Origin of the sequence: Anaerotignum sp. MB30-C6, assembly GCF_030908465.1 — a bacterium.
Classification (GTDB): domain Bacteria; phylum Bacillota; class Clostridia; order Lachnospirales; family Anaerotignaceae; genus Chakrabartyella.
In genome coordinates this window covers 704,023-723,882 of record NZ_CP133078.1, presented here as the reverse complement: position 1 = coordinate 723,882, position 19,860 = coordinate 704,023, and the positions used below count along the sequence as shown (strand labels likewise).

General features: G+C 41.5%; 38 protein-coding genes. 1 reads left to right on the top strand and 37 read right to left on the bottom strand.

Annotation, left to right across the window (positions count from 1 at the left end):
* Nucleotides 1-54 precede the first annotated feature (54 nt).
* The 17 genes from RBQ60_RS03725 to RBQ60_RS03645 form a co-directional block, all read right to left on the bottom strand.
* Nucleotides 55-576: a hypothetical protein gene (locus RBQ60_RS03725; protein ID WP_307885251.1), complete on the bottom strand. Its 522-nt coding sequence runs from the start codon at nucleotides 574-576 to the stop codon at nucleotides 55-57.
* Between the two features lie 53 nt (nucleotides 577-629).
* Nucleotides 630-1,232 carry a bacteriophage Gp15 family protein gene (locus RBQ60_RS03720; RefSeq protein WP_307885250.1) on the bottom strand — a complete coding sequence of 201 codons (603 nt, stop codon included), beginning with the start codon at nucleotides 1,230-1,232 and terminating at the stop codon, nucleotides 630-632.
* Nucleotides 1,229-1,600, bottom strand: coding sequence for a hypothetical protein (locus tag RBQ60_RS03715; RefSeq protein ID WP_307885249.1), 372 nt, complete (start codon nucleotides 1,598-1,600; stop codon nucleotides 1,229-1,231). The genes RBQ60_RS03720 and RBQ60_RS03715 overlap by 4 nt, the downstream gene beginning before the upstream one ends.
* Before the next feature lie 87 nt (nucleotides 1,601-1,687).
* Nucleotides 1,688-2,182, bottom strand: a complete 495-nt coding sequence (locus RBQ60_RS03710) for a hypothetical protein (RefSeq protein ID WP_307885248.1) — start codon at nucleotides 2,180-2,182, stop codon at nucleotides 1,688-1,690.
* Between the two features lie 6 nt (nucleotides 2,183-2,188).
* The gene (locus tag RBQ60_RS03705) at nucleotides 2,189-2,620 is read right to left on the bottom strand and encodes a hypothetical protein (RefSeq protein WP_307885247.1); all 432 of its coding nucleotides are present in this window, start codon (nucleotides 2,618-2,620) and stop codon (nucleotides 2,189-2,191) included.
* Nucleotides 2,610-3,017, bottom strand: a complete 408-nt coding sequence (locus RBQ60_RS03700; RefSeq protein ID WP_307885246.1) for a minor capsid protein — start codon at nucleotides 3,015-3,017, stop codon at nucleotides 2,610-2,612. Before RBQ60_RS03700 ends, RBQ60_RS03705 begins: the two co-directional genes overlap by 11 nt.
* Complete coding sequence (locus tag RBQ60_RS03695; protein ID WP_307885245.1) at nucleotides 3,014-3,352, bottom strand: DUF6751 family protein; 339 nt, start codon at nucleotides 3,350-3,352, stop codon at nucleotides 3,014-3,016. The genes RBQ60_RS03700 and RBQ60_RS03695 overlap by 4 nt, the downstream gene beginning before the upstream one ends.
* Nucleotides 3,349-3,705: a hypothetical protein gene (locus tag RBQ60_RS03690; RefSeq protein ID WP_307885244.1), complete on the bottom strand. Its 357-nt coding sequence runs from the start codon at nucleotides 3,703-3,705 to the stop codon at nucleotides 3,349-3,351. Before RBQ60_RS03690 ends, RBQ60_RS03695 begins: the two co-directional genes overlap by 4 nt.
* An 18-nt stretch (nucleotides 3,706-3,723) precedes the next feature.
* The gene (locus tag RBQ60_RS03685; RefSeq protein WP_307885243.1) at nucleotides 3,724-3,864 is read right to left on the bottom strand and encodes a hypothetical protein; all 141 of its coding nucleotides are present in this window, start codon (nucleotides 3,862-3,864) and stop codon (nucleotides 3,724-3,726) included.
* An 11-nt stretch (nucleotides 3,865-3,875) separates the two neighbouring features.
* A complete protein-coding gene (locus tag RBQ60_RS03680) occupies nucleotides 3,876-4,892 on the bottom strand; it encodes a N4-gp56 family major capsid protein (RefSeq protein WP_307885242.1) in 1,017 nt (338 codons plus the stop codon).
* Between the two features lie 21 nt (nucleotides 4,893-4,913).
* Entirely contained in the window at nucleotides 4,914-5,507 is a 594-nt protein-coding gene (locus tag RBQ60_RS03675) for a phage scaffolding protein (RefSeq protein WP_307885241.1), read from the bottom strand.
* Between the two features lie 244 nt (nucleotides 5,508-5,751).
* Complete coding sequence (locus RBQ60_RS03670) at nucleotides 5,752-5,982, bottom strand: hypothetical protein (RefSeq protein ID WP_307885240.1); 231 nt, start codon at nucleotides 5,980-5,982, stop codon at nucleotides 5,752-5,754.
* 2 nt (nucleotides 5,983-5,984) lie between these two features.
* Nucleotides 5,985-7,562: a phage minor capsid protein gene (locus RBQ60_RS03665; protein ID WP_307885239.1), complete on the bottom strand. Its 1,578-nt coding sequence runs from the start codon at nucleotides 7,560-7,562 to the stop codon at nucleotides 5,985-5,987.
* 4 nt (nucleotides 7,563-7,566) lie between these two features.
* A complete protein-coding gene (locus RBQ60_RS03660) occupies nucleotides 7,567-8,877 on the bottom strand; it encodes a phage portal protein (protein WP_307885238.1) in 1,311 nt (436 codons plus the stop codon).
* Complete coding sequence (locus tag RBQ60_RS03655; RefSeq protein WP_307885237.1) at nucleotides 8,878-10,089, bottom strand: terminase large subunit domain-containing protein; 1,212 nt, start codon at nucleotides 10,087-10,089, stop codon at nucleotides 8,878-8,880. It lies immediately after the preceding gene.
* Nucleotides 10,076-10,531 carry a terminase small subunit gene (locus tag RBQ60_RS03650; protein WP_307885236.1) on the bottom strand — a complete coding sequence of 152 codons (456 nt, stop codon included), beginning with the start codon at nucleotides 10,529-10,531 and terminating at the stop codon, nucleotides 10,076-10,078. The genes RBQ60_RS03655 and RBQ60_RS03650 overlap by 14 nt, the downstream gene beginning before the upstream one ends.
* Nucleotides 10,532-10,576: 45 nt before the next feature.
* Nucleotides 10,577-11,080 carry an HNH endonuclease gene (locus tag RBQ60_RS03645; protein ID WP_307885235.1) on the bottom strand — a complete coding sequence of 168 codons (504 nt, stop codon included), beginning with the start codon at nucleotides 11,078-11,080 and terminating at the stop codon, nucleotides 10,577-10,579.
* A gap of 150 nt (nucleotides 11,081-11,230) precedes the next feature.
* Between RBQ60_RS03645 and RBQ60_RS03640 the strand changes: the two genes are divergently transcribed.
* Nucleotides 11,231-11,551, top strand: a complete 321-nt coding sequence (locus RBQ60_RS03640) for a hypothetical protein (RefSeq protein WP_307885234.1) — start codon at nucleotides 11,231-11,233, stop codon at nucleotides 11,549-11,551.
* A gap of 246 nt (nucleotides 11,552-11,797) precedes the next feature.
* Here the strand turns inward: RBQ60_RS03640 and RBQ60_RS03635 are convergent, their stop codons facing one another.
* The 20 genes from RBQ60_RS03635 to RBQ60_RS03540 form a co-directional block, all read right to left on the bottom strand.
* A complete protein-coding gene (locus tag RBQ60_RS03635; RefSeq protein WP_307885233.1) occupies nucleotides 11,798-12,190 on the bottom strand; it encodes a hypothetical protein in 393 nt (130 codons plus the stop codon).
* A 5-nt stretch (nucleotides 12,191-12,195) separates the two neighbouring features.
* Complete coding sequence (locus RBQ60_RS03630) at nucleotides 12,196-12,345, bottom strand: hypothetical protein (protein WP_307885232.1); 150 nt, start codon at nucleotides 12,343-12,345, stop codon at nucleotides 12,196-12,198.
* A gap of 282 nt (nucleotides 12,346-12,627) precedes the next feature.
* Nucleotides 12,628-12,783: a hypothetical protein gene (locus tag RBQ60_RS03625; protein ID WP_307885231.1), complete on the bottom strand. Its 156-nt coding sequence runs from the start codon at nucleotides 12,781-12,783 to the stop codon at nucleotides 12,628-12,630.
* Complete coding sequence (locus RBQ60_RS03620) at nucleotides 12,783-12,974, bottom strand: DUF551 domain-containing protein (protein WP_307885230.1); 192 nt, start codon at nucleotides 12,972-12,974, stop codon at nucleotides 12,783-12,785. Before RBQ60_RS03620 ends, RBQ60_RS03625 begins: the two co-directional genes overlap by 1 nt.
* The gene (locus RBQ60_RS03615) at nucleotides 12,974-13,330 is read right to left on the bottom strand and encodes a hypothetical protein (protein ID WP_307885229.1); all 357 of its coding nucleotides are present in this window, start codon (nucleotides 13,328-13,330) and stop codon (nucleotides 12,974-12,976) included. Before RBQ60_RS03615 ends, RBQ60_RS03620 begins: the two co-directional genes overlap by 1 nt.
* Nucleotides 13,327-13,791, bottom strand: coding sequence for a hypothetical protein (locus RBQ60_RS03610; RefSeq protein ID WP_307885228.1), 465 nt, complete (start codon nucleotides 13,789-13,791; stop codon nucleotides 13,327-13,329). The genes RBQ60_RS03615 and RBQ60_RS03610 overlap by 4 nt, the downstream gene beginning before the upstream one ends.
* On the bottom strand, nucleotides 13,792-14,073 hold the full coding sequence (locus RBQ60_RS03605) for a hypothetical protein (RefSeq protein ID WP_307885227.1): 282 nt from the start codon (nucleotides 14,071-14,073) through the stop codon (nucleotides 13,792-13,794).
* Nucleotides 14,066-14,254, bottom strand: a complete 189-nt coding sequence (locus RBQ60_RS03600) for a hypothetical protein (protein WP_307885226.1) — start codon at nucleotides 14,252-14,254, stop codon at nucleotides 14,066-14,068. The genes RBQ60_RS03605 and RBQ60_RS03600 overlap by 8 nt, the downstream gene beginning before the upstream one ends.
* A 6-nt stretch (nucleotides 14,255-14,260) precedes the next feature.
* Nucleotides 14,261-14,581, bottom strand: coding sequence for a hypothetical protein (locus RBQ60_RS03595; RefSeq protein ID WP_307885225.1), 321 nt, complete (start codon nucleotides 14,579-14,581; stop codon nucleotides 14,261-14,263).
* Entirely contained in the window at nucleotides 14,578-15,045 is a 468-nt protein-coding gene (locus tag RBQ60_RS03590) for a YopX family protein (RefSeq protein WP_307885224.1), read from the bottom strand. Before RBQ60_RS03590 ends, RBQ60_RS03595 begins: the two co-directional genes overlap by 4 nt.
* A gap of 2 nt (nucleotides 15,046-15,047) precedes the next feature.
* Nucleotides 15,048-15,362 carry a hypothetical protein gene (locus RBQ60_RS03585; protein WP_307885223.1) on the bottom strand — a complete coding sequence of 105 codons (315 nt, stop codon included), beginning with the start codon at nucleotides 15,360-15,362 and terminating at the stop codon, nucleotides 15,048-15,050.
* Nucleotides 15,359-16,033: a DNA cytosine methyltransferase gene (locus RBQ60_RS03580; RefSeq protein ID WP_307885222.1), complete on the bottom strand. Its 675-nt coding sequence runs from the start codon at nucleotides 16,031-16,033 to the stop codon at nucleotides 15,359-15,361. The genes RBQ60_RS03585 and RBQ60_RS03580 overlap by 4 nt, the downstream gene beginning before the upstream one ends.
* 62 nt (nucleotides 16,034-16,095) lie before the next feature.
* Nucleotides 16,096-16,473 carry a hypothetical protein gene (locus RBQ60_RS03575; RefSeq protein WP_307885221.1) on the bottom strand — a complete coding sequence of 126 codons (378 nt, stop codon included), beginning with the start codon at nucleotides 16,471-16,473 and terminating at the stop codon, nucleotides 16,096-16,098.
* Nucleotides 16,448-16,792 (bottom strand): hypothetical protein, encoded by a 345-nt coding sequence (locus RBQ60_RS03570; protein ID WP_307885220.1) that lies wholly within the window; start codon nucleotides 16,790-16,792, stop codon nucleotides 16,448-16,450. The genes RBQ60_RS03575 and RBQ60_RS03570 overlap by 26 nt, the downstream gene beginning before the upstream one ends.
* 9 nt (nucleotides 16,793-16,801) lie before the next feature.
* Nucleotides 16,802-17,071 carry a hypothetical protein gene (locus RBQ60_RS03565; protein WP_307885219.1) on the bottom strand — a complete coding sequence of 90 codons (270 nt, stop codon included), beginning with the start codon at nucleotides 17,069-17,071 and terminating at the stop codon, nucleotides 16,802-16,804.
* Nucleotides 17,068-17,391 (bottom strand): hypothetical protein, encoded by a 324-nt coding sequence (locus RBQ60_RS03560; protein ID WP_307885218.1) that lies wholly within the window; start codon nucleotides 17,389-17,391, stop codon nucleotides 17,068-17,070. The genes RBQ60_RS03565 and RBQ60_RS03560 overlap by 4 nt, the downstream gene beginning before the upstream one ends.
* A gap of 72 nt (nucleotides 17,392-17,463) precedes the next feature.
* Nucleotides 17,464-17,883, bottom strand: a complete 420-nt coding sequence (locus RBQ60_RS03555) for a single-stranded DNA-binding protein (protein WP_307885974.1) — start codon at nucleotides 17,881-17,883, stop codon at nucleotides 17,464-17,466.
* Nucleotides 17,883-18,404: an ATP-binding protein gene (locus tag RBQ60_RS03550; protein WP_307885973.1), complete on the bottom strand. Its 522-nt coding sequence runs from the start codon at nucleotides 18,402-18,404 to the stop codon at nucleotides 17,883-17,885. Before RBQ60_RS03550 ends, RBQ60_RS03555 begins: the two co-directional genes overlap by 1 nt.
* A 226-nt stretch (nucleotides 18,405-18,630) precedes the next feature.
* Nucleotides 18,631-19,449, bottom strand: coding sequence for a hypothetical protein (locus RBQ60_RS03545; RefSeq protein WP_307885217.1), 819 nt, complete (start codon nucleotides 19,447-19,449; stop codon nucleotides 18,631-18,633).
* A complete protein-coding gene (locus RBQ60_RS03540; protein ID WP_307885216.1) occupies nucleotides 19,450-19,857 on the bottom strand; it encodes a RusA family crossover junction endodeoxyribonuclease in 408 nt (135 codons plus the stop codon).
* Between the last annotated feature and the right edge of the window lie 3 nt (nucleotides 19,858-19,860).

The following is a 19,860-nucleotide window of genomic DNA, read 5'->3' as shown; positions in this document are numbered from 1 at the left end:
CCTTTCTGTTTTCTTGCATGAAAAAAACACTCACATGAATGAGTGTTTGTTAGCTTACTGTCCTTCTCCAGCCTTAAATTGATGCCCGCACGATAAACAGGTAACTGTTACGCCTTTAGCGCCTATTCCCCCTGCTAGCAATCCTGCGGGGCCAACGGCAAGTAGTCCAATTGTTGCCTTTCCAAAGCCGTACCCCTTTTTGTTAGCCGAAAGAGAGGTCGAGCCACAGTTAGGGCACTTCGCCGCCGTACTTTCTTCCTTGCTCCAAATGCTTTGCATCTCTCTTGACTGGGTGAAGGGGTTATCTAATTCTCTTGTAAGCGTTGGGTTTGCGTTGATATATTTTTTGTAGGGCGCATTCAATAACTCTAGACATTCTCTGTATTTAAGCCCCGTTTCCTTTTTTAACTTTATTGCCGCCTTTTCTTTATCGTATTCACATTCTTTTAAAAGTAAATCGTAGTTAATTTCATTTTTGCCTGTGTCGCCACTTGTTGCTTCGATGTTTTGCAACGGCGAACCGCAATGACAACAGAATTTCCCACTAACTTCTTTTCCGCAATCGGAACAAAACATATCAAATCCCCCTCTATGGTATATATTTCCACGATACCACAAAAAGCGAACCTTTACAACAACCCAGTTAAGTCACCGCCGCTAAGCAATGCCTGTTCTATGGCATTCATTTTCTCCTGTTCACCCTTAGCCAAAGGAACCCTATATTGTTCTTTCATCTTTCGATAAAATTCTTTCTGCTCCTTACCCATGCTTTCAGGGATGTCCATACCTCTATAGCCCATGATTTTGCACAAAGCAGAATCCTCACTAAGCCCCTGAAATAAGGCTCGAAACCTCCACCAATGCAATCCTTGTACCTCGGTTAAATCAAGTCCATACTGCTCCAAAAAGGCACTGTAAATATAGCTGTCATCATGCTCAAATGAATAAATTCTATCCTGCTTACCTTTCCCTTTTTTCTTCCCCTTTACACTTACATCATCCACAATCCCACACCGGTAAAACCATTGAATCCCCTCCAATGCCTCTGCCCAGTCAGTGGGAATGATAGGATAAAACAACCGCAGAGCGAGAAGGGGCTTTTCTGCCCCCTCTACTTCTTCGTCCAGCATCATGGTTTCATAAAGGATTGCTGTTCGATGGTCCCAACGGATTGCGTATTCCTTGCCGTTTATGTAAAGGTTTTTTGGTAATGGATCTAAAAGCAAACTCATTGATTCAGTCTTTTAGGGGAGTATGGGGATTCTTCGGTCATTACTTCGGTGTATTTTCGAGATAAAAACGCAAAGACATCTGCATGGAAGATAGATGTATTATCCTCTGCGAAAATCTGCCCTGATGCAGTTGGGACGCCCAAAATGTCATTGATTGCAATTTTGTAAATCTCTTTTTGCTCTTTCATTCGCTCCTTAAGCTTATCTTCCGAAGATAAATCTCCCCGCTCCTTTGCGTCAGCCTGAATCGTCGCATCCTGCTGCCTTTGCAGAATCAAAAGAATTTCATCCCTGCCAAAATCAACCTCATATGTATTGCCTAAAATCTCAACTTCCCTTACTGTCTGTCGTTTCTGAAATCTGTTCATTATTAAATGCCTCCTCATTTACGGTTGTAGTTTCGTCTAACGGAGTAACCACCTGTTCCATACTTTGCGTAACAGGCTGTTCAGGGATTACACCGTCGGGGTAAAAGTCTTTGTAGCCGTGCTGAAAGTACCTGCAATAGGGTCACCCACGCCATGTAAAGTGCCCGTAACCTTAACTGCTTCACCGCCTGCACCTGCAATGCCAGACACCGCAACGGCAACCTTAAACTTTCTTGCCTCAAAGGTATTCGCCTCAGTTGCATGGGGCTTGAAAAGTTCCACTCTCACATAGTCCATTTCTGCATCTGCACCTGTTTTCTGATCTCGACCAATGTCGTATAATGCCATAACCGCCTCTTCCGAAGAAATCAAATCTGTATCAAAAGGGAACTGGGTCTGGTAGTTTTTGATTTGGCTAGTCTGTGCTTTCTGATGAATGTAGGTCTTGCTGTCCGTCTGCGCATTGGGGTTTTCATCCAAAGTATTAAAGCCTACCCCCATTAATGCAAAACTGGGCGTTGCTGTGGTTCCTACATCTAAATAATCTGCAATTTGATGTCTCATTACTGTTTCATTATTCATATGTGTTTATCTCCCTTCCTGAAAATAAATAATGCGACACTGTATTTGATATCGTGCCGCATTCTCACTGGTTTCTATAACATATCCTGCACCTTGGGCTTCTATCTCAATTACATTTCTGCCGCCATACAGGATAGGAAACTCTTTGTTTCTGTTTCTTTCTTCCATCCATGTAGCAAAGTCCTCATAAAATCCGCTGTTTGCGATATTTCCGTCCACGTCTGAACCATATGGCTCCACACTGCCAAATGCGAACACAAACTGCCTTACAGAACTGCCGTTAATGTATTCCTTGAGGATGCTTTTTGCTGGAATGCTGTCCACACTATACTCTGTGGGGGCAATCCCAAGATAGTCAACATTCAGAACACCATCTTTCAGAAACGGACAGCCTAGAAGAAATTCTCTGATACTTTCAATTAATCCTTTACTTTCCAAGCCGTTCCACCTCTTTCAAAATAGCATCACCATGGTCAACCTTCATTCGTTCAAACCAATATGCCCCTCGTTTTGGGGCACCATTGTATTGCAACGGCTTTTGAGTGAGATTCTTACGTTCCCCTTTCTTTGCCCACGGGCTGCCCGTAGAAGGACTAACCATGACTTTACCGTAATACAAAAACTTGGCATAAGGGGAGTTATAAACAATCTCCCCACTGCCAATCACCGTGCCTAATGTTGCACTTTTCTGCATTTGTCCAGTTTCAAAAGGGGCATAGGGGGCACAATGCTTAATAACCTCGCTGTCGATGTATTTCTGAATTACGCCACCCTCGCCCAATCCCTTACGCTGGGAAAGTTCTCTTGCACTAAGCAAATCAACTCTATAATTCACTTTGCCACCACCTCCCAATGCTGCATATCGGGGCTGCCAAAGTCAAAGGTATCCACAGCCATAACGGTCAGGACGCCTTTTAAGCCATCAGGGCTGGTTGCATTTGAAATACCTCGAATAATTTTATCCTCTGGCAATAGGGTAAGCTGCTCAACGGATGAAAAGGGAATGAAGATAATTGTCTCATTATCCTCTCGCATGCCGCTTTTACCCACTTTTGCCCCTGTACCGCCTTGCCAAAATACACCGTTGATTGTTTTTGCTTGCCAATTGTACTTACGGTTCACGGGGTCATAAATACGGTTAAACACGGTACAGTCTGCGTTTGGTTTCATGTATCCACCCCCAAATATAAAAGCCCCTCTCGCAAGAGGTAGCGACTAACGGCAGTGTATAGCCTTTGGGTTTCTGTTGGGGTATTGGAAACTCCTGCAGCGTAGTTTCTGGTTATTTTGCCAACTGTTTCAGCCACAACGCCGCCCCCTTGTTCATTTAGCTGATAGGCATCGGCAACAGCACAGCAAGCCTTTTTTAGGAGGTCTTTTGTATCCGTATATCCCTCTGCCTTGCCAAAAGTGACCATGTCTATGTATTCCGAGGCACGTTCCGACAGCCTTGCAAAGTCAGCTTGGGGGATAGTGTTCCCCCTGTAGCTGTCTCTGTAAAATTCATAGGTTGCGTAAGCCATTGTGACCGCCCACCTTTCTTACTCCTGTTTTTCAGAATCTTCTTCTTGCTTCTTTTTACCCTTAGACTTTTTGGGCTTTTCAGACTTTTCCTCAATTGCTTTTTGTTCCTGTTTTTCAGAAGCTGCCTGCTCCTTTTCTCTGTGCCGTCTCAATAACATACCTTCACTCCTTACGCCTTTTTGAACTTGGCCAAAACAACTTTGGAATCATTGGACAATACTGCTGCATAGTGTTCATCCGCAGAAATTACTGTAGTTTTAGCAAGAATATCACGATCATCTTCCATTTCCACATTGCGTTTCATGTAGATTGTTAAAGCAGGGGATTCTTCGGATGTGCCATCTGCGTTGGGCGCCTCGTTAGGGTCAGCCGCAGCCGTTACCACAATGGGATTGATGTAGTATTCAACAAATTTTACTTTGTCGCCAACTGCCAAGGCCTCATAGCACTCAGGCTGAATTGTGCTCAGGTGTTTGTTTGTAGAATCCTCAGGAGTAGAATCCGCCACGATTGTAATTGTCCCACTGGCATTGTCCTTGGCATACGCAAAAGACTTTACTTTCTTAGAAGTAACAATCTGGCAACCTGCAATTTCACCAATGGTACCCGTCATAATTACAGGCATGGGGTACTTATTGAGGTCTTTGAAATCAGAATCGTTTCTAAGCTGGGTTACCTGTTTTGGATGCACAAAAACAATTTTACTTGTTGGGGTATCGGATTCATCCTCAAATAAATCCACAGCATTCACCACGCCAGTATAGCCAATTGCTGCAGATGTGCCGTCGTATTTCAAAGAGGCACCCAACAATGCATCCTGACAATCATCATCCACTTTTGCAGCAATAGACATAGTCAACTGGTTTGTAGCCTCTCCGACTGGGTCGCCGTAACCGCTCAATACAGCCTCGTCAGTAATTTCTACCGCCTTGCCAGCCTTTTTAACAGTTACCTGTGTAGTGCTTGCAGTAAGTACAGTTGTGCCCATTGCTACACCTTCTGCAACATCTTCCGCATCACCAATGTATGCATACTTAGGAACGGTAATCGTGTTGCCCGCTCTTCCGCTGAGGGAGTCATCTACCTTTGCAATCGGAAAAAACTTAATTTTCTTTGGCAGCTTTGCACTGACCATGTCCGCCATTACTTGAGGATTAATTAAATCCGCTAATTTTGTCTGTCCCATATTTCTTCACCTTTTCCTCTCTTATTCTGTTGATAAGGATTCATACAGCTCCTTATTCTCGTTGAATAAACTAACTCTTTCTTTGTAACTCATTCTACCGAACTGCTCTCTAGTCACCTTGGAGAAATCTGTTCTCCCCATAGGAGTCATGTCCTTGGGCTTATTGGGGTTGACGTAGTAGTCCTTGTCCTTGGTCAAGGCTTCCAAAATCTCACTGTCACCCTTGCCTTTGTTTCCTTCATCCTTGAGCGCCGCCTTAAATTCGCCGTAGACTGCTTTTCCTGTAAGCTCATCTCGCCATTTATTTTCACCAACAACACCGTTAAATCGGTTCTGGAAGTCTGCTTCTTCCGCATCCTCTTTGGCTTTACGGTCTGCCTCGGCTTTCTCGTCAGCTATCTTCTTTTCCAAGTCCTCGAACTTTTTCTTGAAATCATTGCCATTTTCCAAATCAGCTTTCAGAGAAACAATATCCCCCTCTAGCTTCTTTTTGGTGGTATTGAGGGTATTAAAATCCTCTCTTGCAACAAAGTTTTTGCCGATACCACCCGTAATCTTCTTTTCCAAATCCTCGCTGTTTTCCAAACCTTTCAAGATTTCCTTTAACCATTCCATATATTTTCTCCTTTCGTCACTCTGTCCTTTTTGTCTAGCCAGTCCTAGCATTGAGCCGCCTATTTAGTCCCTAGGCTCGGGTAGTTTTTTGCACTAAAAAAGGACTTGTTTAACGTCTATTGTCCAAAGACGAGATAAAAGGGATCACCTCCACGTTAGAAGCCATCGAGTAACTTTTTCATTTTGGTATCACCCCCTAATTCATTGTATGAAAAAACCACCTAAACGTTTGTCTAAGTGGTTTCTAAAAAAACTGTTCTAATTCAATTTCTGATTCTACATACAGCGCCCCAATGTATTCGCTATTATGAACAGTGATTTTACTACCGTCCTTTTCGTAAATCTGGGTCAACGATCCATCCACGTCTTCAAGCAAATCTTTCTTAACAAGGTTTGGAACATTTTTCTCCAATGCCGAACACTGCTTAAAAAATATCTCTTCATCAGGCATATTACATATTGTATAATGATACATACCTAATCCTCCAATCCCAATTTCTTATTTACAGATTTTCTTGTCTTAGTTGCTGTTAACAAAATGTCCTTAGTTGCATCCTCTCGAGTTAGCTTCTTTTCCTTCATTTTGTATTTAAGCAACTCTTCAAATGATTTATTAGGGTCTGAAATATCCAGAGCTTTTCTAGCCTCCTGATTTCTCATTAAATCTCTAGCTTGTGTTCTATGCTTATTCCTAAGCTCACACGCCTGCCTTGCCTGTTCCTCAATACTTTTTGACCTATCTATCATATTGGGTATCTGCTCATCATGGTATTTATACCATTTTCTAACAGCCCTATCGTTCATTTTTCCTTTGTATTTTTCAACCTCGGAAAAATCGTATTTCATAATCCTATTTTCATCTTCTATACTCAATTTTATTATATCATTTTTCCCACGACTTACAACACCTTTGCCCTTCAATTTTGAAGAAACAATCCTTGTTCTTTCTGCCCTTGTCGGCAATCCCGCCTTTTCGCTGACCTCCACATACTTATTGGACAGCAACCTAATCTTTTCTGTAGCACTCCTTACTAAATCCTTATCATCAATAGCCCGATATAATTGTTTTTCCTCTCTCGCATATCGTAAAGAAGTTTCCATTTTCCGTTGCAACTGGGTACATTCATACCTCGTGTACTCATTCCCATCAATCGTGATTTTCTCATTGGAGTATCGCTTCATTTCTTTCAGTTCTGACTTACTGTTGGCTGGACTACTGATACCTAACAAAATAGGGTAGGCAATATGCCGACAGTTCCATTCGCCAATAGGCCTTGCAAGACGTTGCTGCAACTCCTGAAACTCTTTATTGCTATACTGATTACCTTGGTAGGGGATATGGTCAGGGGCACAGGGACTGTGAGCGGATATTTCCATACCATCTGCGCCAAACTCCTTGCCTGTGGCCTTTGCTGTCTCTTGGGCGATGTAACTTACCCCATCAAGAATATTCTGCCGTATGGCACTGTCAAGCCGTCTGGTATAGCCGCTTTCATACCTTACCCTCAAACCACTGCTACCCATATCCTTAACAGCCTGTCGGATTACTTTCTTATAATCCTCTGTTCCTGTTGCTACGGAAGCAATAGCTTGGTCAACGGTCTTTTTGTAAAAGGAACCCAACGGCTCAAATCCTTTTTCTGTTCTGATACCAACAGTCGTTGTATTACTGATATTGCGTAGGCTCTCTTTTGTTACTGCCGCCGCTGACTGGATGATATTCTGCAACACTTTATTCTCCGCCAGAGGAATTTGTTTTATCTCCTTGGCTTCATAGAATGGTTTCGCCCAATCATAGCCTTCCTGTGCCACTGCTTCATACAGCTTTTCTATCTCCTCAATGCTTTTGCCTGATTCCCTTGCTAACTGCTGTGTAATCAAATCCACATCATAACCAAAGGTATACATCTGTTGCAATTTCTTAGAGTAAGCAGGGATTAAATCCTCGGTATCTTTCAATGTTTCGGCCATATCCAAAAGAATACGGGCGTTTACGTTCCCAAACCTGTCAGCAAAAATATCAGCCAAGAGGTTTAATTCTTCCTCCGTCAGCATTCAATCACCCGCCTAACAGGTCGTTTACTGTGGGCTCATTCTTCTTAATTTCATCAATCATCGCCTGTGCTTCATCTGCTGTCTCATTAGGATTCAACCATTGTCTAAGTTCGGCTTTGCTTTTAATACCCATGGACTGAGCATCCTTAAGCTGTCCCCATGTTTCCGTACTGCTTTCAATCAAGGAATAAGACCAGTCGAAAGCTGTCTCGTAATCTCCCATGGGGGTTAGACTGTAATAATTGGCAAGGACATTGCAGGCATATATATAGTCAGCCGTTCCCCGCTCAACTACGGCTCGAATATCCGCAACCATGGCATAAGTATCATAAAGCCCTGCCTTGATTTCCGTAGCCGTTGCCCCTCTGGTTTCAGGGGCTGTCAAAACCCCTTTGCTTGTACCTACCGATTTTTCAAGGAGGTCAAAAAGGTTCATTAATCTTTCAAAGTAGCTGCTATTTCGTATATCAGGGCTAAATATTTCTATCATAGGCCCTGTATCATTACCATGGGATGCAAAGAACATTTTGCTGGGCGTTTTATATTTCCCTGTTTTAGGGTCTTTTTGAAACATACGCTCATCGGCAAACACCTTGACCTCTTTCAACTTAAATTCATCCTGAATTTGCTCGAAGCATTCCATTATCTCAGCGATAATACTGTCACAGCCATATGTAATGGGTACCCCATAGAAGTCACTGAATTTCCGATTATCTACAGGAGACTTAAAGTAAGCAAATAGTACACGATCCACTCCACTTATGGCTCTATCTTCAATATCTGCCCATTGCTCTATAAAAGCATCCTTGCCACTTTCATCCGTAACCTTATTGGTAATGTAAATTGTATCATTCTCCACTCGGTAATCCGCCCAACGGAAATACCTTCTTGTGCCCTGCTTGATACTGTCAGCCAAAACCGTAGCCGCTGTGATACGGTCGCCTTTCTTTTTATGAATCATGATACGTTCCTGAGAGAGAATATCGAAATGGATCTCTCCCTCTTGTACATAAGGAACCACAACACAACCACCAGTACCCAGCATACGGGAAGTGATTCGCTTCATCCGCCGCCATACATCACTCATGCAATCATCTAAAAAAGCCACCCTGCTATTTTCACCTACAATATCCGCTGTGCTTTCGCTGATGGCTAATGTTGTAAGCTTATTTGCAAAGATGGCCGTAAAGTTAATCTCTTTTGTGGATTCGAAATTATCAGTAAATTTCTTGTTCTCTTTTAATTGCTCATCGGAAGTATTGGATTTTTCTATTCCAAATAACCGCAATATATATTCCCATAAGGTTTTCAGCATTTAATCACCTACCAATCTGTAAATATTATATTCGAAGCTGTACTCATCGGCATCCAGTATATCAATGTCGCTGGTGCCATCGTCCAGACGTTTATCCTCTAGGCTTTTATCATCCCATACCGCCGTTTTTAAGCCACTCACAAGGTCATCGCACTCACCTTCAACAATATGATACCGACCGCCACCCATAAGCAAGAGAGAACATCTGATGCGATCATTGATGGGCCTTTTCAAACTGTTGTAAATTGGATAAGTCGTACGCTGTCGGTAGCTGTTAATCATGGTTTGTTCCGCACTATCGCAATACACCCCGTCAGGATAGCCGTAGTCACGAATAATTCCATCCACAAAGGAAGTAAATTCTTTCTCTAGTTGATTAAAACTCATTCCTGTAGCCTTGATGCTCTTTGCCCTAAGTTTATACATATGGTTGTCAAAGCCTATCCCAGTGGCCACAAAAGCATGGTTTGATTTGTTGCCGCCGAAGTCGTGGCCAATGTTGATACTATCAAATCGTTTCGGAAGTTTATCTTTTGAAATCATGAACTTCTCAGGACTATCCGCAAACACTTTGTAAATCAATCCCTCGGCTAATGCCCACTTGCCTAATATGTATCGTTCATAAAGAACGGTGCCGAAATACTCCTTTTTCAAGTTAGCAACAAAGTCCTTATCCAAAAAAGGGTTTTCATCAAGCGTATAGTTTTGCAGGAAAATATCTGCATCACTTTGTAGGAACTTATAAAACCAGTGATTTGGATTATCAGGGTTGCAAGTGCCGTCAAAGCAACTATAAGACTTATCTAAACGAGACTTTAGCATATTAAAGACTTCCTCATGCCACGTTACAACCTCGTCACCATAACAATACTTAATACTGGTACCACGAATACGATCTACTTGGTTCACTTTGTCAGCACCCAGACAGTAGCATTTCTCCCCGAACAACATCGCCGTATTGTCGGAACGAATATCCGATACCAAGGCAGGCGTAAATATCTTTTGCAAAGGCTCAATGATATTTCGCTGTAACGTCCCTTTCGTATTCCCGAGTATAACTACAAGCCCCTCCTTACCTGCTACAGCCCGTATTCTTCTAGGGATAACATAATAGTCAAGGTAAGTCTTTCCCGAACGTGTAGCCCCTGACTTGATGTTCCAACGGCTATTTGCATTGTTCCAGAATTCCTTTTGTTTGCTACTTAGCCGCATTGTCTATCCCCTCCAAAATATCATCTAGCTTTTCAAGGAGTTCCTTATCAGAATCATCCTTCGGTCTATCAGACCACCCCTTGAAATTGTTAATTAGGCTGAATTTAGCCCCATTTACCCCATCACGGTCAAACAACCTGCGTTCGGCATATTCTTCGATGTAGGACTTTGCACGTGTAATCGTGTCCATAAATTCTTTCTTAGCTTGATAATTTAACAGCGACATACGGCTGTTAAAGCCAAGTGCCAGTGCCAATCCTGTTACCGTTGGAGGCTTTGGCTGTTTTTTATAAATAATAAACCCCTTGTCTGTCTGCAAAGGCTTTCCTTCTTCATCAAGCCAAGGAATGCCTTCGCATTCTTCAAAATAGGCCTCAATTAAGCCATTGATTTCCTCTTTGCATTTATATTTAGGCGGTCTGCCCACCTTGGCTTTTGGCATTTTACCGCCACCTTTCTGAACAATAAAAAAGCACCCATAGGATGCTTAGGTATTTGTTTTTATTTTCTGCTTTCTTCTCTTCAGTTTACCTCTCATCAAATGATAAGACTGGTCATACTTATGCTCTTCTGTATGGCATTTCAAGCACAAACACATTCCGTTCTTCTCGTCCAATCTTCCAGCGGGATAATCTGACCATTTTACAATATGATGGGCCTCTAAATCTTCTGCATTTCCGCATCTTTCACATTTCCCAGCACTTAAAATATTATTTGCCCACTTCACAACCCTCGAATCATCCCTACTTATCGGGTATAAACTCTTATCCTCAAGTAGAAAATGATAAAATTTATCAGTTAATAAAGCCTTTAACAATAATATACATGCCTGCTTTCTTACATAACTGTAATCACCAATTAGAACAGCTATACTATTGACTATTATCTCTAAAGGATCATCTATGTATTTAAATTTGTGTGTTTTAAATGCCGCTGTGGCATTAAGGTCGATTAAGTATTCATCTGCAAATCGTTTCTGCTTTTCGGTCAATAATACCACCTCACTTTCTTTACAATAAAAAAGCACTCAGACGAGTGCATGTTAAGTTTAAAAATATTTGTACAAGTCACCTAAATTCAGTGTCACTCTAAGATATTCCGTATATTATGTATTAAGACTAGCCAGAAAGGAGATGCCAGCATGACAAAGAGACAAGAACTCCTACTAAACTCTTTACAGGATAAAACAGACGATGAAAAAAGAGAAATCTTAGCGAGAGAATATAACTTAAATTGGGACTGCCCTGAAGGCCCCTGTAAGCTTTGGTTTGCAAAAGTTTTCACCTATTGTAATACAGACGAGTTCGAAGACGAACTTGACTTTTTCTTTTTCTTAGTTAACATATTCGGATACCTGTGGCATATCTGCTTTAATCATGAAGACACAGTTTTCCTTGGTTGCACGTGCCCTTGCGGAAACAAACAAACTATTCTGTATTATTCTATAACATTCGGTGACTAAAAAAGTATTTTTCAAATCAATAATTGTTAAAAAGTAGGTTGTAGCATGGCTACTGTTACTATCTTTGCTAACTAAAGGACAACCTCTCATTATCATCTCTGCAATAAAGGTAATCATATTTATTAGATATTTAAATCCTCCGGGGATTGGACACCGCCTAAACGATGCCCCTTTCTCGGAGGATTTTTGTCCTAATCAACTTTTACTCACAATACCATAATATCATGAAAACACGTCCCGTTATTATCATCTTTTCATTTTATCCAGTATCCAAAAGAACTTCCTTCGTTTGCGATAGAAACTGGCTATGCTTGCTGGCACATCCAAATACTCATAAGCAATCCCATCCACCACATTGTCCATTATGTATGCGGAAATTTCCACATCTGCCTCAATCGCAGACTGTTCAATCATTTCTATATCCCTTTGCAGCTGTGCCCGTCTGCAAGCCGTATCCGCCGTCCTATCCGATGTTTTATTGCCTCCACCTGTGCTATCAAATCTAGGTGAAGATAATTCCGTAATAGACCGCAACTGGGACTGTTTCTCCCGGTACTGCCTACAAAAATATTTTAACTCTCGATAGCGGTTATCTGAAATGTTATAGCTTTGCAGTTTTAAATCTCTTTCTCTCCCCAACAGCATCACCTTCTTTTTGACACATCTACCCCATCATATTTCAGCGAAAAAACTACAAAGTACGCAACAGCCACAATAAGCCAACCTGTCCGTTTTTGCTTGTCAATCAATCCATAAGGATAATTAAAAGCATTAACAATATATTTCATTCCCATAAATCTACCCCCTCAAAATGGCATCTTATCCCTATCCAGCCAGACCGATACATCAATAATCAGTCTGCATACGAAACCTTTTAGCCTGTCCATTATTTCCTCCGTCCCATTCGCTTGTTTATCTGTATGGACCGCTCAATATCGTAGCTTAACCCGTCCGCACTGGCTGCTTTCCTTGCAATCGCTTTCCTATGTGATTCGACCGCCCCAATATACGTCTTGCAGGTTGCATGGCATTTGTAGTGGCGTGAAGTACAGTCTTTGCAACAGGTCGACATTTAATCACTCCTTATTTGACCAATCCTCACAGCTAAAATCATGCTCCACGTAATCAGAATAATAATCGCCCTCGTAATCATCATAGGCACAGACGCAAATATACCCCTCGCCGCCGTACTGAGCATGTCCACACGTTCCGCAGCATCTTTCTTTTGACATTATGATTCCTCCTTTGGCGATTCGGGTAAAGGCATCCAATGGGTAACACCCTTTGATTGTTGCCCTAAATCTGTATACCATTCGTCCCACAATATCCAGCCTACCGTTGTACCTGAATACCCATCAGTCGTTCTAACTAATACCCTAGTTTGTTTCTCTGGCAACCTGTCCTTAGCGCTTATCCATTGCATTATTCCGCACCGCCTTTCATTTCATCCGAACCGAAGCACTTATTTATCAACTCAATCTCTTTTTTCTCTGCTTCTTTGTATGTTTCGGTTTCCCTAGCTTTTTCCGTTAAATAATAACCTCTAACAATAAAATACTGCTCGTGCCAGCTCGAATAAACGCTTTCGCAACCGCTTAAAACAAACCCTTTTTCTTTCAATTCTTTCAGGCATTTTTTAACCCTGTATGTACTCGTTTTTAAAATTTCAGCCATTGCAGTTGAAGGAATTAGGCTTGTTTGATAGTTCATGATGCACACACTTGAATTGCATATTAATTGAAAAACTTGGTCGGTTGTAATGGCTTCATATTTTTTCACGATGCACCACCCTTCATTTCATCCAATTTCGCCTGCGCTTCGGCTTCGGCGAGGAAAAATTTAATTCCAAATCCTTTTGGATCTATTTCATATCCAGCCCAATATTTATTTGTTTTATCGGTATGTGCAGATATTCTCCACTTTCCGCTTTTCCAGCAGTGAATTGATTCAACAATTAATACTTTAATTAATCCATCAAAAACCATATACACCGTATCCCCAACCTTACAAGGCAACTCCACCGCCTTATCCAGTCTGGCACGAAGGGAAGCGTTTTCAGTTTGGAGTTGTTTAATTTCATCTGGCGTTAATCCCTTATCTTCGTATTTTGCAAGCTGTTCGAAACAATCAAGTATACATCTCAATGTATTCGGATAAGGGCTTTCAACATCTTGCTCGTTTGGCTTTACGTTTTTCAAATACGCAAAGCCACGCTCATTTCTTTCGGTTAATCTCTCCATCTACTCCACCTCCCGCATGTCAGCGCCGCAATAAGGGCAAAAGTCAAATTTTCTATTCCAAACACCTTCACACTTAGAACACTTATGAAAATCTCCTGCAAACACACTTTTTTCCCACTTACCCCGAACAACCTCTTTCGCATCGGCGGAGGGAAGCGTTCTCAATTTACAGACAGCCTTTAAAATCCCGTTCGCAAGTTCAATTTCCCCGTTAGCATGTTTTTGCTCCGCATATTTCCGCAAGGATTTCTCTGCAATATCCGTATCTATGTATTTATTCAATCCATCTCGCCCCTTTCAGTTCTCTCAGCAAAGAGTTTCTTTCAACCAGCCATTCAAGAGGAATATCAAAGGTTGTTCCGATTCTTTCGCTTATGGCTCTCTCAATTTCTTTCAGTCTATCCTCTTTCCAAAATCGCTCTGGTGCAATCCCTAAAGGCGGTTTGTTTCTTTCTGGTTCCATTAATACTCACACCCCTTTCGGCTCGAGTTTTCTACCACACATAGGACAAAATTTAAACTCTAAATCTCCCTGACCATTCCAATCAGCATAAAAAGCTTCATCATCTCTTGTTATAAACAAAGTTGTTTCGCCGTCAATTAATTCTTTAGTGTCTCCCATACAATACTCACACCCGTTCTCCCGTTCGAGTTTTTCTTGCAGGGCTTGGATGGCTACATCAAGAGCCACATAGTTCAAAGTTGCCAATCCGTTTCCGTTTTGAACTTCGCCCATTAGATTTGTTGCCATGCATTCCAGTTGTTTGATTGCATCTTTGATTGGTTTCACTCCGCATCCTCCCCCTCTAAAAGCTCTGGATTGTCGTGGATATTGCCGATAACGCAAACATACTTCCAAGGTGTATCATTTTCAAAAAACAGATCGGTTCCGCTGTCCTCATAAAGTTCATGCAATTTTCTAAAGTTGCTTGTTAGATACAGCTCTTCTTCATCATCTTTGTACATTTCAACTGGCACAAAAGCGTAAGAACCGACACAACACAAGAATCTGCATACAGATACCATTTCTTCTTCTTGAATAATATCCCCCTCGAAAATCTTCGTTCCATTCTTATTGGTTAAGCCTGTAAACTCCCCGACGGTTTCAGGGATAACTTCAATAGCATATAAAGCACTTGCATAACTCGGCACAATGTAATGCTTTTCCTTTCCTGTAAAACCATATTTCACATAAAAGCCGTACATCCATTCACCATTATCAACTCTTATGCCTCTATACAATTTTTCTCGCATGGTTATTCCCTCCGTTCGCCGTAGCTGCAATAATCGCCGTATTGTTTTAACCCATTAAATTGATTGCATTTACAAAAATTGTCGGTGTACCTTTCCGAATGTTTACACTCCTCACACCGCACAGGCTTTCCCGCTTTCAACCGCTCATTTTCCGCTTGAAGCTGTTCCAATTGGTCAGCGGCGATTTTATGTAATTTACATCTGTAATATGGGAATGCCAGCTTTTCCCCTACAAATTCACAGCCTTCGCAGTTAATTCCTGCATATCTAAGCTTACATTCACCACGCAACGCCTTTACCGTTTCATCTATGTTCATGGTTGCACCTCCTGCAGCTCATCTTCGCATATCTTCACTATGTGCTTACATAATTCCCTCGGGATTACGCTTCTTTCCCTACTGCCTTTTAATCCCTGCGTCCCCGTTTTACTCCCCCTCGGAGCAGGTGCATGACAAGGTGAACCATTTTTGCACATTGGTAAAAATTTAGGGTTAGGATGATTAGTCCAAATGTCCGTCGGTTTCATTCTGCGTTCCAATACTGGTTTATCTGTTTCGTATTGACAATATGTAACTGTATATCTTGGAAGTCCTTGCATCCATTCCATTTTTCGCATACCACCACGAGGATTTTCGATAAAATAGAAGGTAGGATTTAAATCTTCTATAAATTTTAAAACGTTTTTATCCACTTCGTCGCAAAACTTAGCATAGTCGCTTACAGGGTTAAGATTACCCGTTTCTGAATCCTTCCTCCTATGATGGCTAATTGCAGCGATGCTAAATGTGGCGCAGTCTGGGCTTGCCCAAATAACATCGGGCTTGCCGAATTTATCTAATATATCTTGCGCTGTTATCTTTCCTATATCTTCGTATAGATCGATATTTTCAAAGTCTTTTGACCATTCAACGCTAAACACTTCATGTCCATTTGCTTCAAATGCTTTGCCGATACTACGAGTACCTGCAAACAACTCTAATACTTTCATATCGTCACAGGAGTAAATCCGGATTTATATCGGTCGACCAAACCTCTTTACTCCTTCCTGATTTAATTTTCCTGTACTAGCACCCTAGGCTTGTACACCCTACACTCATGATATTTCTCCTGCTTCCTGACCGCACCAAGTGTATTTTGGAGTATCCCAATCACTTTGCGGTTGTTCTGCCAAAACTCATATAAAGGCTGTATTTCTTCCAGCCTATCTTTGTAATACCGTCTATCCTGCCGTGACCGTTTTAAGGCGTTTGTAAATTTTACTTTTTCCCTTGGTGCCACTTCGCCCAGTTCAAGCTTGTGTAAATAATCTTGTGTCAGCTTGTCCTGTCTGGATATTTCCGACTGGTAGCATTGATGGAGGCTTTCGACGTTGTTCAGGAGGTTTAGAAAGCTTTCAATGCATTCAGAGGTTTTCTGTTCTTTCGCCATCTGCATCCCTCCTACTTGCACTCAATATAGCCTTTTCCGTCATGGCCACAAACTGAATCAACTCAGCAATAGCCATTCTGCCGTTCTTGGACATTTCTTCCAACCAACCAATGCCAATGCAATTATTTTTCGTTGCCTCCCAATGCAGGTCTAGCCCCTCACTAATGAGTTCAGCTTTCTCCATTGCCTCCTCGTATTCCTCACGCATTACCGCATGGGCCTCGTGATTAGATGCAAACAAGGGGAAGGATTGATTGGCTGTTTCTAGTTCCTCTAGGACGAGGTTGTTAATTCCGTGTAGTAATTTTTCTCGTATCATCTTCGCACCTCACTTGAAACAATCTGGCATAACCGCTTTTAGCTCATTTGCAATGTCCTGAAAGCGTTTTTCCGCCTCCTTGAGTGTTAATACTTCCTCAGCTACCAACTTGCGACACAGCACCTTATAAAGCCCCTGTATGCATCCATCAACGGTGCCGTAATATCCAATGACAGAATAAACACGTTTTCCGTCTTTATCATCCTTCTTTGTGTCTAGCTTCAAGGCATAGTCGTACGCTTGTCCGTCTATGCAATAATCCCTGATTAGCTTGATCATAAAATAATACCCCTCTTTCTCAAACCCTCGTAAAAAGTGTCGTTGTTTATCCATGATCGTATAGTATTTGGATTGATTTTCACCGCAGCCGCAAATTCCCCTGATGTCATTTTTCTGCCGTCCATTACGATTTCATATAGACATCCGTTGCCGCCTTTTCTGGTTTTAATTGTCAACTCCACCTCGTGCCGATTTTTCGCCGCAGCAGAACCCTTTTTCGGTGTTATTTGATTTGGTTCAAACCCCAAATCTTCAAACGCTTGCAATCTTCTTAAAAGCAGTGAATTATATAATTTATTTGCTTCTGTCAATCGTCCCATAATCTTCCTCCTGTAAATCAGACTTCTTTTTTGATCTCTATAAACCACCGTACCCGATCAACTTACGATGGTTTAATTAAAAGGGAGATCATCATCCTCAATACTTTCATCTATCGGATAAAATCCATCTTCACTCTCTTGTTTCGCCGGTGCAGGATTCCCCGCATTAGAGTTCTTGCTCTCTGCAAAATACTGTTCCTCAGCCACAACGTCCGTCGACCAGCGTTTTTTGCCCTCGTTATCATCCCATGAACGAACTTGTAACCTGCCGACAATGCTAACCATCTGTCCCTTTTTGAAATACCTTTCAGCAAACTCTCCCGCCTTACCGAAAGAAACACAGTTGATAAAATCGGCATCAGGTTCGCCTTGACGTTTGAAACGACGATTTACTGCTAATGTATATCTTGCTACCGCCAAAGGCTCCGCACCTTGGGAATATCTAACCTCAGGGTCTTTTGTTAGGCGGCCCATTAAAATCACCTTGTTCATCATTTACCCTCCATCAATCTTATTTGCAATTCTTCATTCTCTTTTCTTGCAATGGCCTTTCTAACATCTTCATCTGGCATTTTCACAGGAATGCACATTTTAAAAATCCTGCTCTTTAATCTTTCATCATGATCCAAATTCTCTATTTCGCAGTTACTTGTAAAAATTGTGATTTTTTTATATTTCATCCTGTTATCGAAAATACCAAATAACATTTCATTTACCCAAGATGTTCTATTCTCCACGCCTATATCATCGATTATCAAAACATCAACGTTTGTAATAGCATTAATGATTTGACTTTCGGTGTACTCAGCTTCCTTGTTGTAAGTGTTTTTAATTTCTTGTAGCAGGTCAATGCTAGTCATAAATTTCACCTGCCGTCCGATTGTGTTAAGCAACACATTCCCCAAACTAACCGCAATCCTCGTTTTGCCACTTCCCCTTGTTTCTGAGTAGAAATATATCCCTTTCCCCTTTTGTTCAAAATCATCAAAATTCAGTATGTAATTAGCAACCATCTGCTTTGCTTTTCTGGCAAGCAGTGAGTTAGCATCACTTTCGTAGCAATTCACATCAAATGAATTTATGGTAAGACCAGTAAACTCTGTCGGTATGTCAGCGAACTTAAGCCTGTTCTTTTGCATCGCATCTTTGTGGCATTTGCAAAATGCGTCGTACAAAGTGCCAGTCCTTTTTTCAACCAGATGAATGATTCCAGTCCCATCACACTGTCCATACGGGCAATCAGAAGTCGCATTCAGTATCTTGTAATCCTCCCTGTTTATCTCGCTGGTATTCGAGGGCGATTCTGTTAAGTCGTTCTCCTTCTGTTTCTTTAGTTCCTGTTGCGCCCTTCGCATTATCGTTTCTATGCTTTGCATTTTTATCACCTCGATCCTTCAGTTCAAAGATACCCTTCCAGCTATTCATGATGCTTTGTTGCAGTATCTTTATTTTTTCTTCATCATCCCCGCCAAGTTTATCTAACTTACCCAACATGAGCTCCAATGCCCTGTCTGTCATTTTGGCTTTTATGTTTTTACGCATTTCTATAAAGTCACTAATTGCATTCCTCAATTCTTGATTTTGAGTGTAAGAAGATACAACAGCATCGGAAGATGCCTTATTGTTTTTTATATCTTTATTCTTATGTTCTTTTGTTCTTATGTTCTTGTTAGTGTTCAGTTGTTGTTCAGTTGTTGTTCGCTTGTTGTTCAGTTGTTGTTCATTCTGTTGTTCACTTTGTTGGTACAACTCCCAGTTAACTATTGAAATCATGCGATTTTTGTTGCCTGTTTGTTGTTCAATTTGATGTTCGATTTCTAGATTCTTTAGAATCCTTTGTACTTTACTAGGATTTATGTTAAATTGCTCCGAAATCTTGTTTCTGCCTGTTATTAATTGCCCCTCTTGGAGTGTTATTCTCTCGCCATTGAAGATTACATCAATCGGCTGGTGGGTGGCGTTAAGCAGCAAGTAACACCAAACAGCAAAGTAATCGCTATCCTTGCAAATTGTGGGATTTTCCAAAGAACAACGGTGTAGCTTAATCCACCCGTCCAATCATTCCACCTCCTGCACCCATACAACAGTTTTAGGGGTTTCGGAGTATTCCTTTTTCGTTGACAGGAAAACGATCTGGCTATCATCTATGTAAGCGGCTTTGTTCAAACCGTCCAAAACAGATTTTACAAGGTTATCCATATCAGGCTTCTTAGTATGCCAGTACCCACCCTCTAGTATCAGCTTTCTAGTCTTCTTAGGCGTACTTTTGGGTATCGGCATATAAAAGGCTATCATGACAGATAAAGGCTTGTCAGACGGCTTTAAGTTGCCGTATGCACTATCCCAACACTGCTGTATGTATGTCTCGTGATCCTTTGTTTTCTTTGGTGTATATGTTCCGTGCTTCGACCAACGAGGGCGCCCCTTGGGGACTGGAACGCCATCAATTTCTACTTTGAATTCCATTAA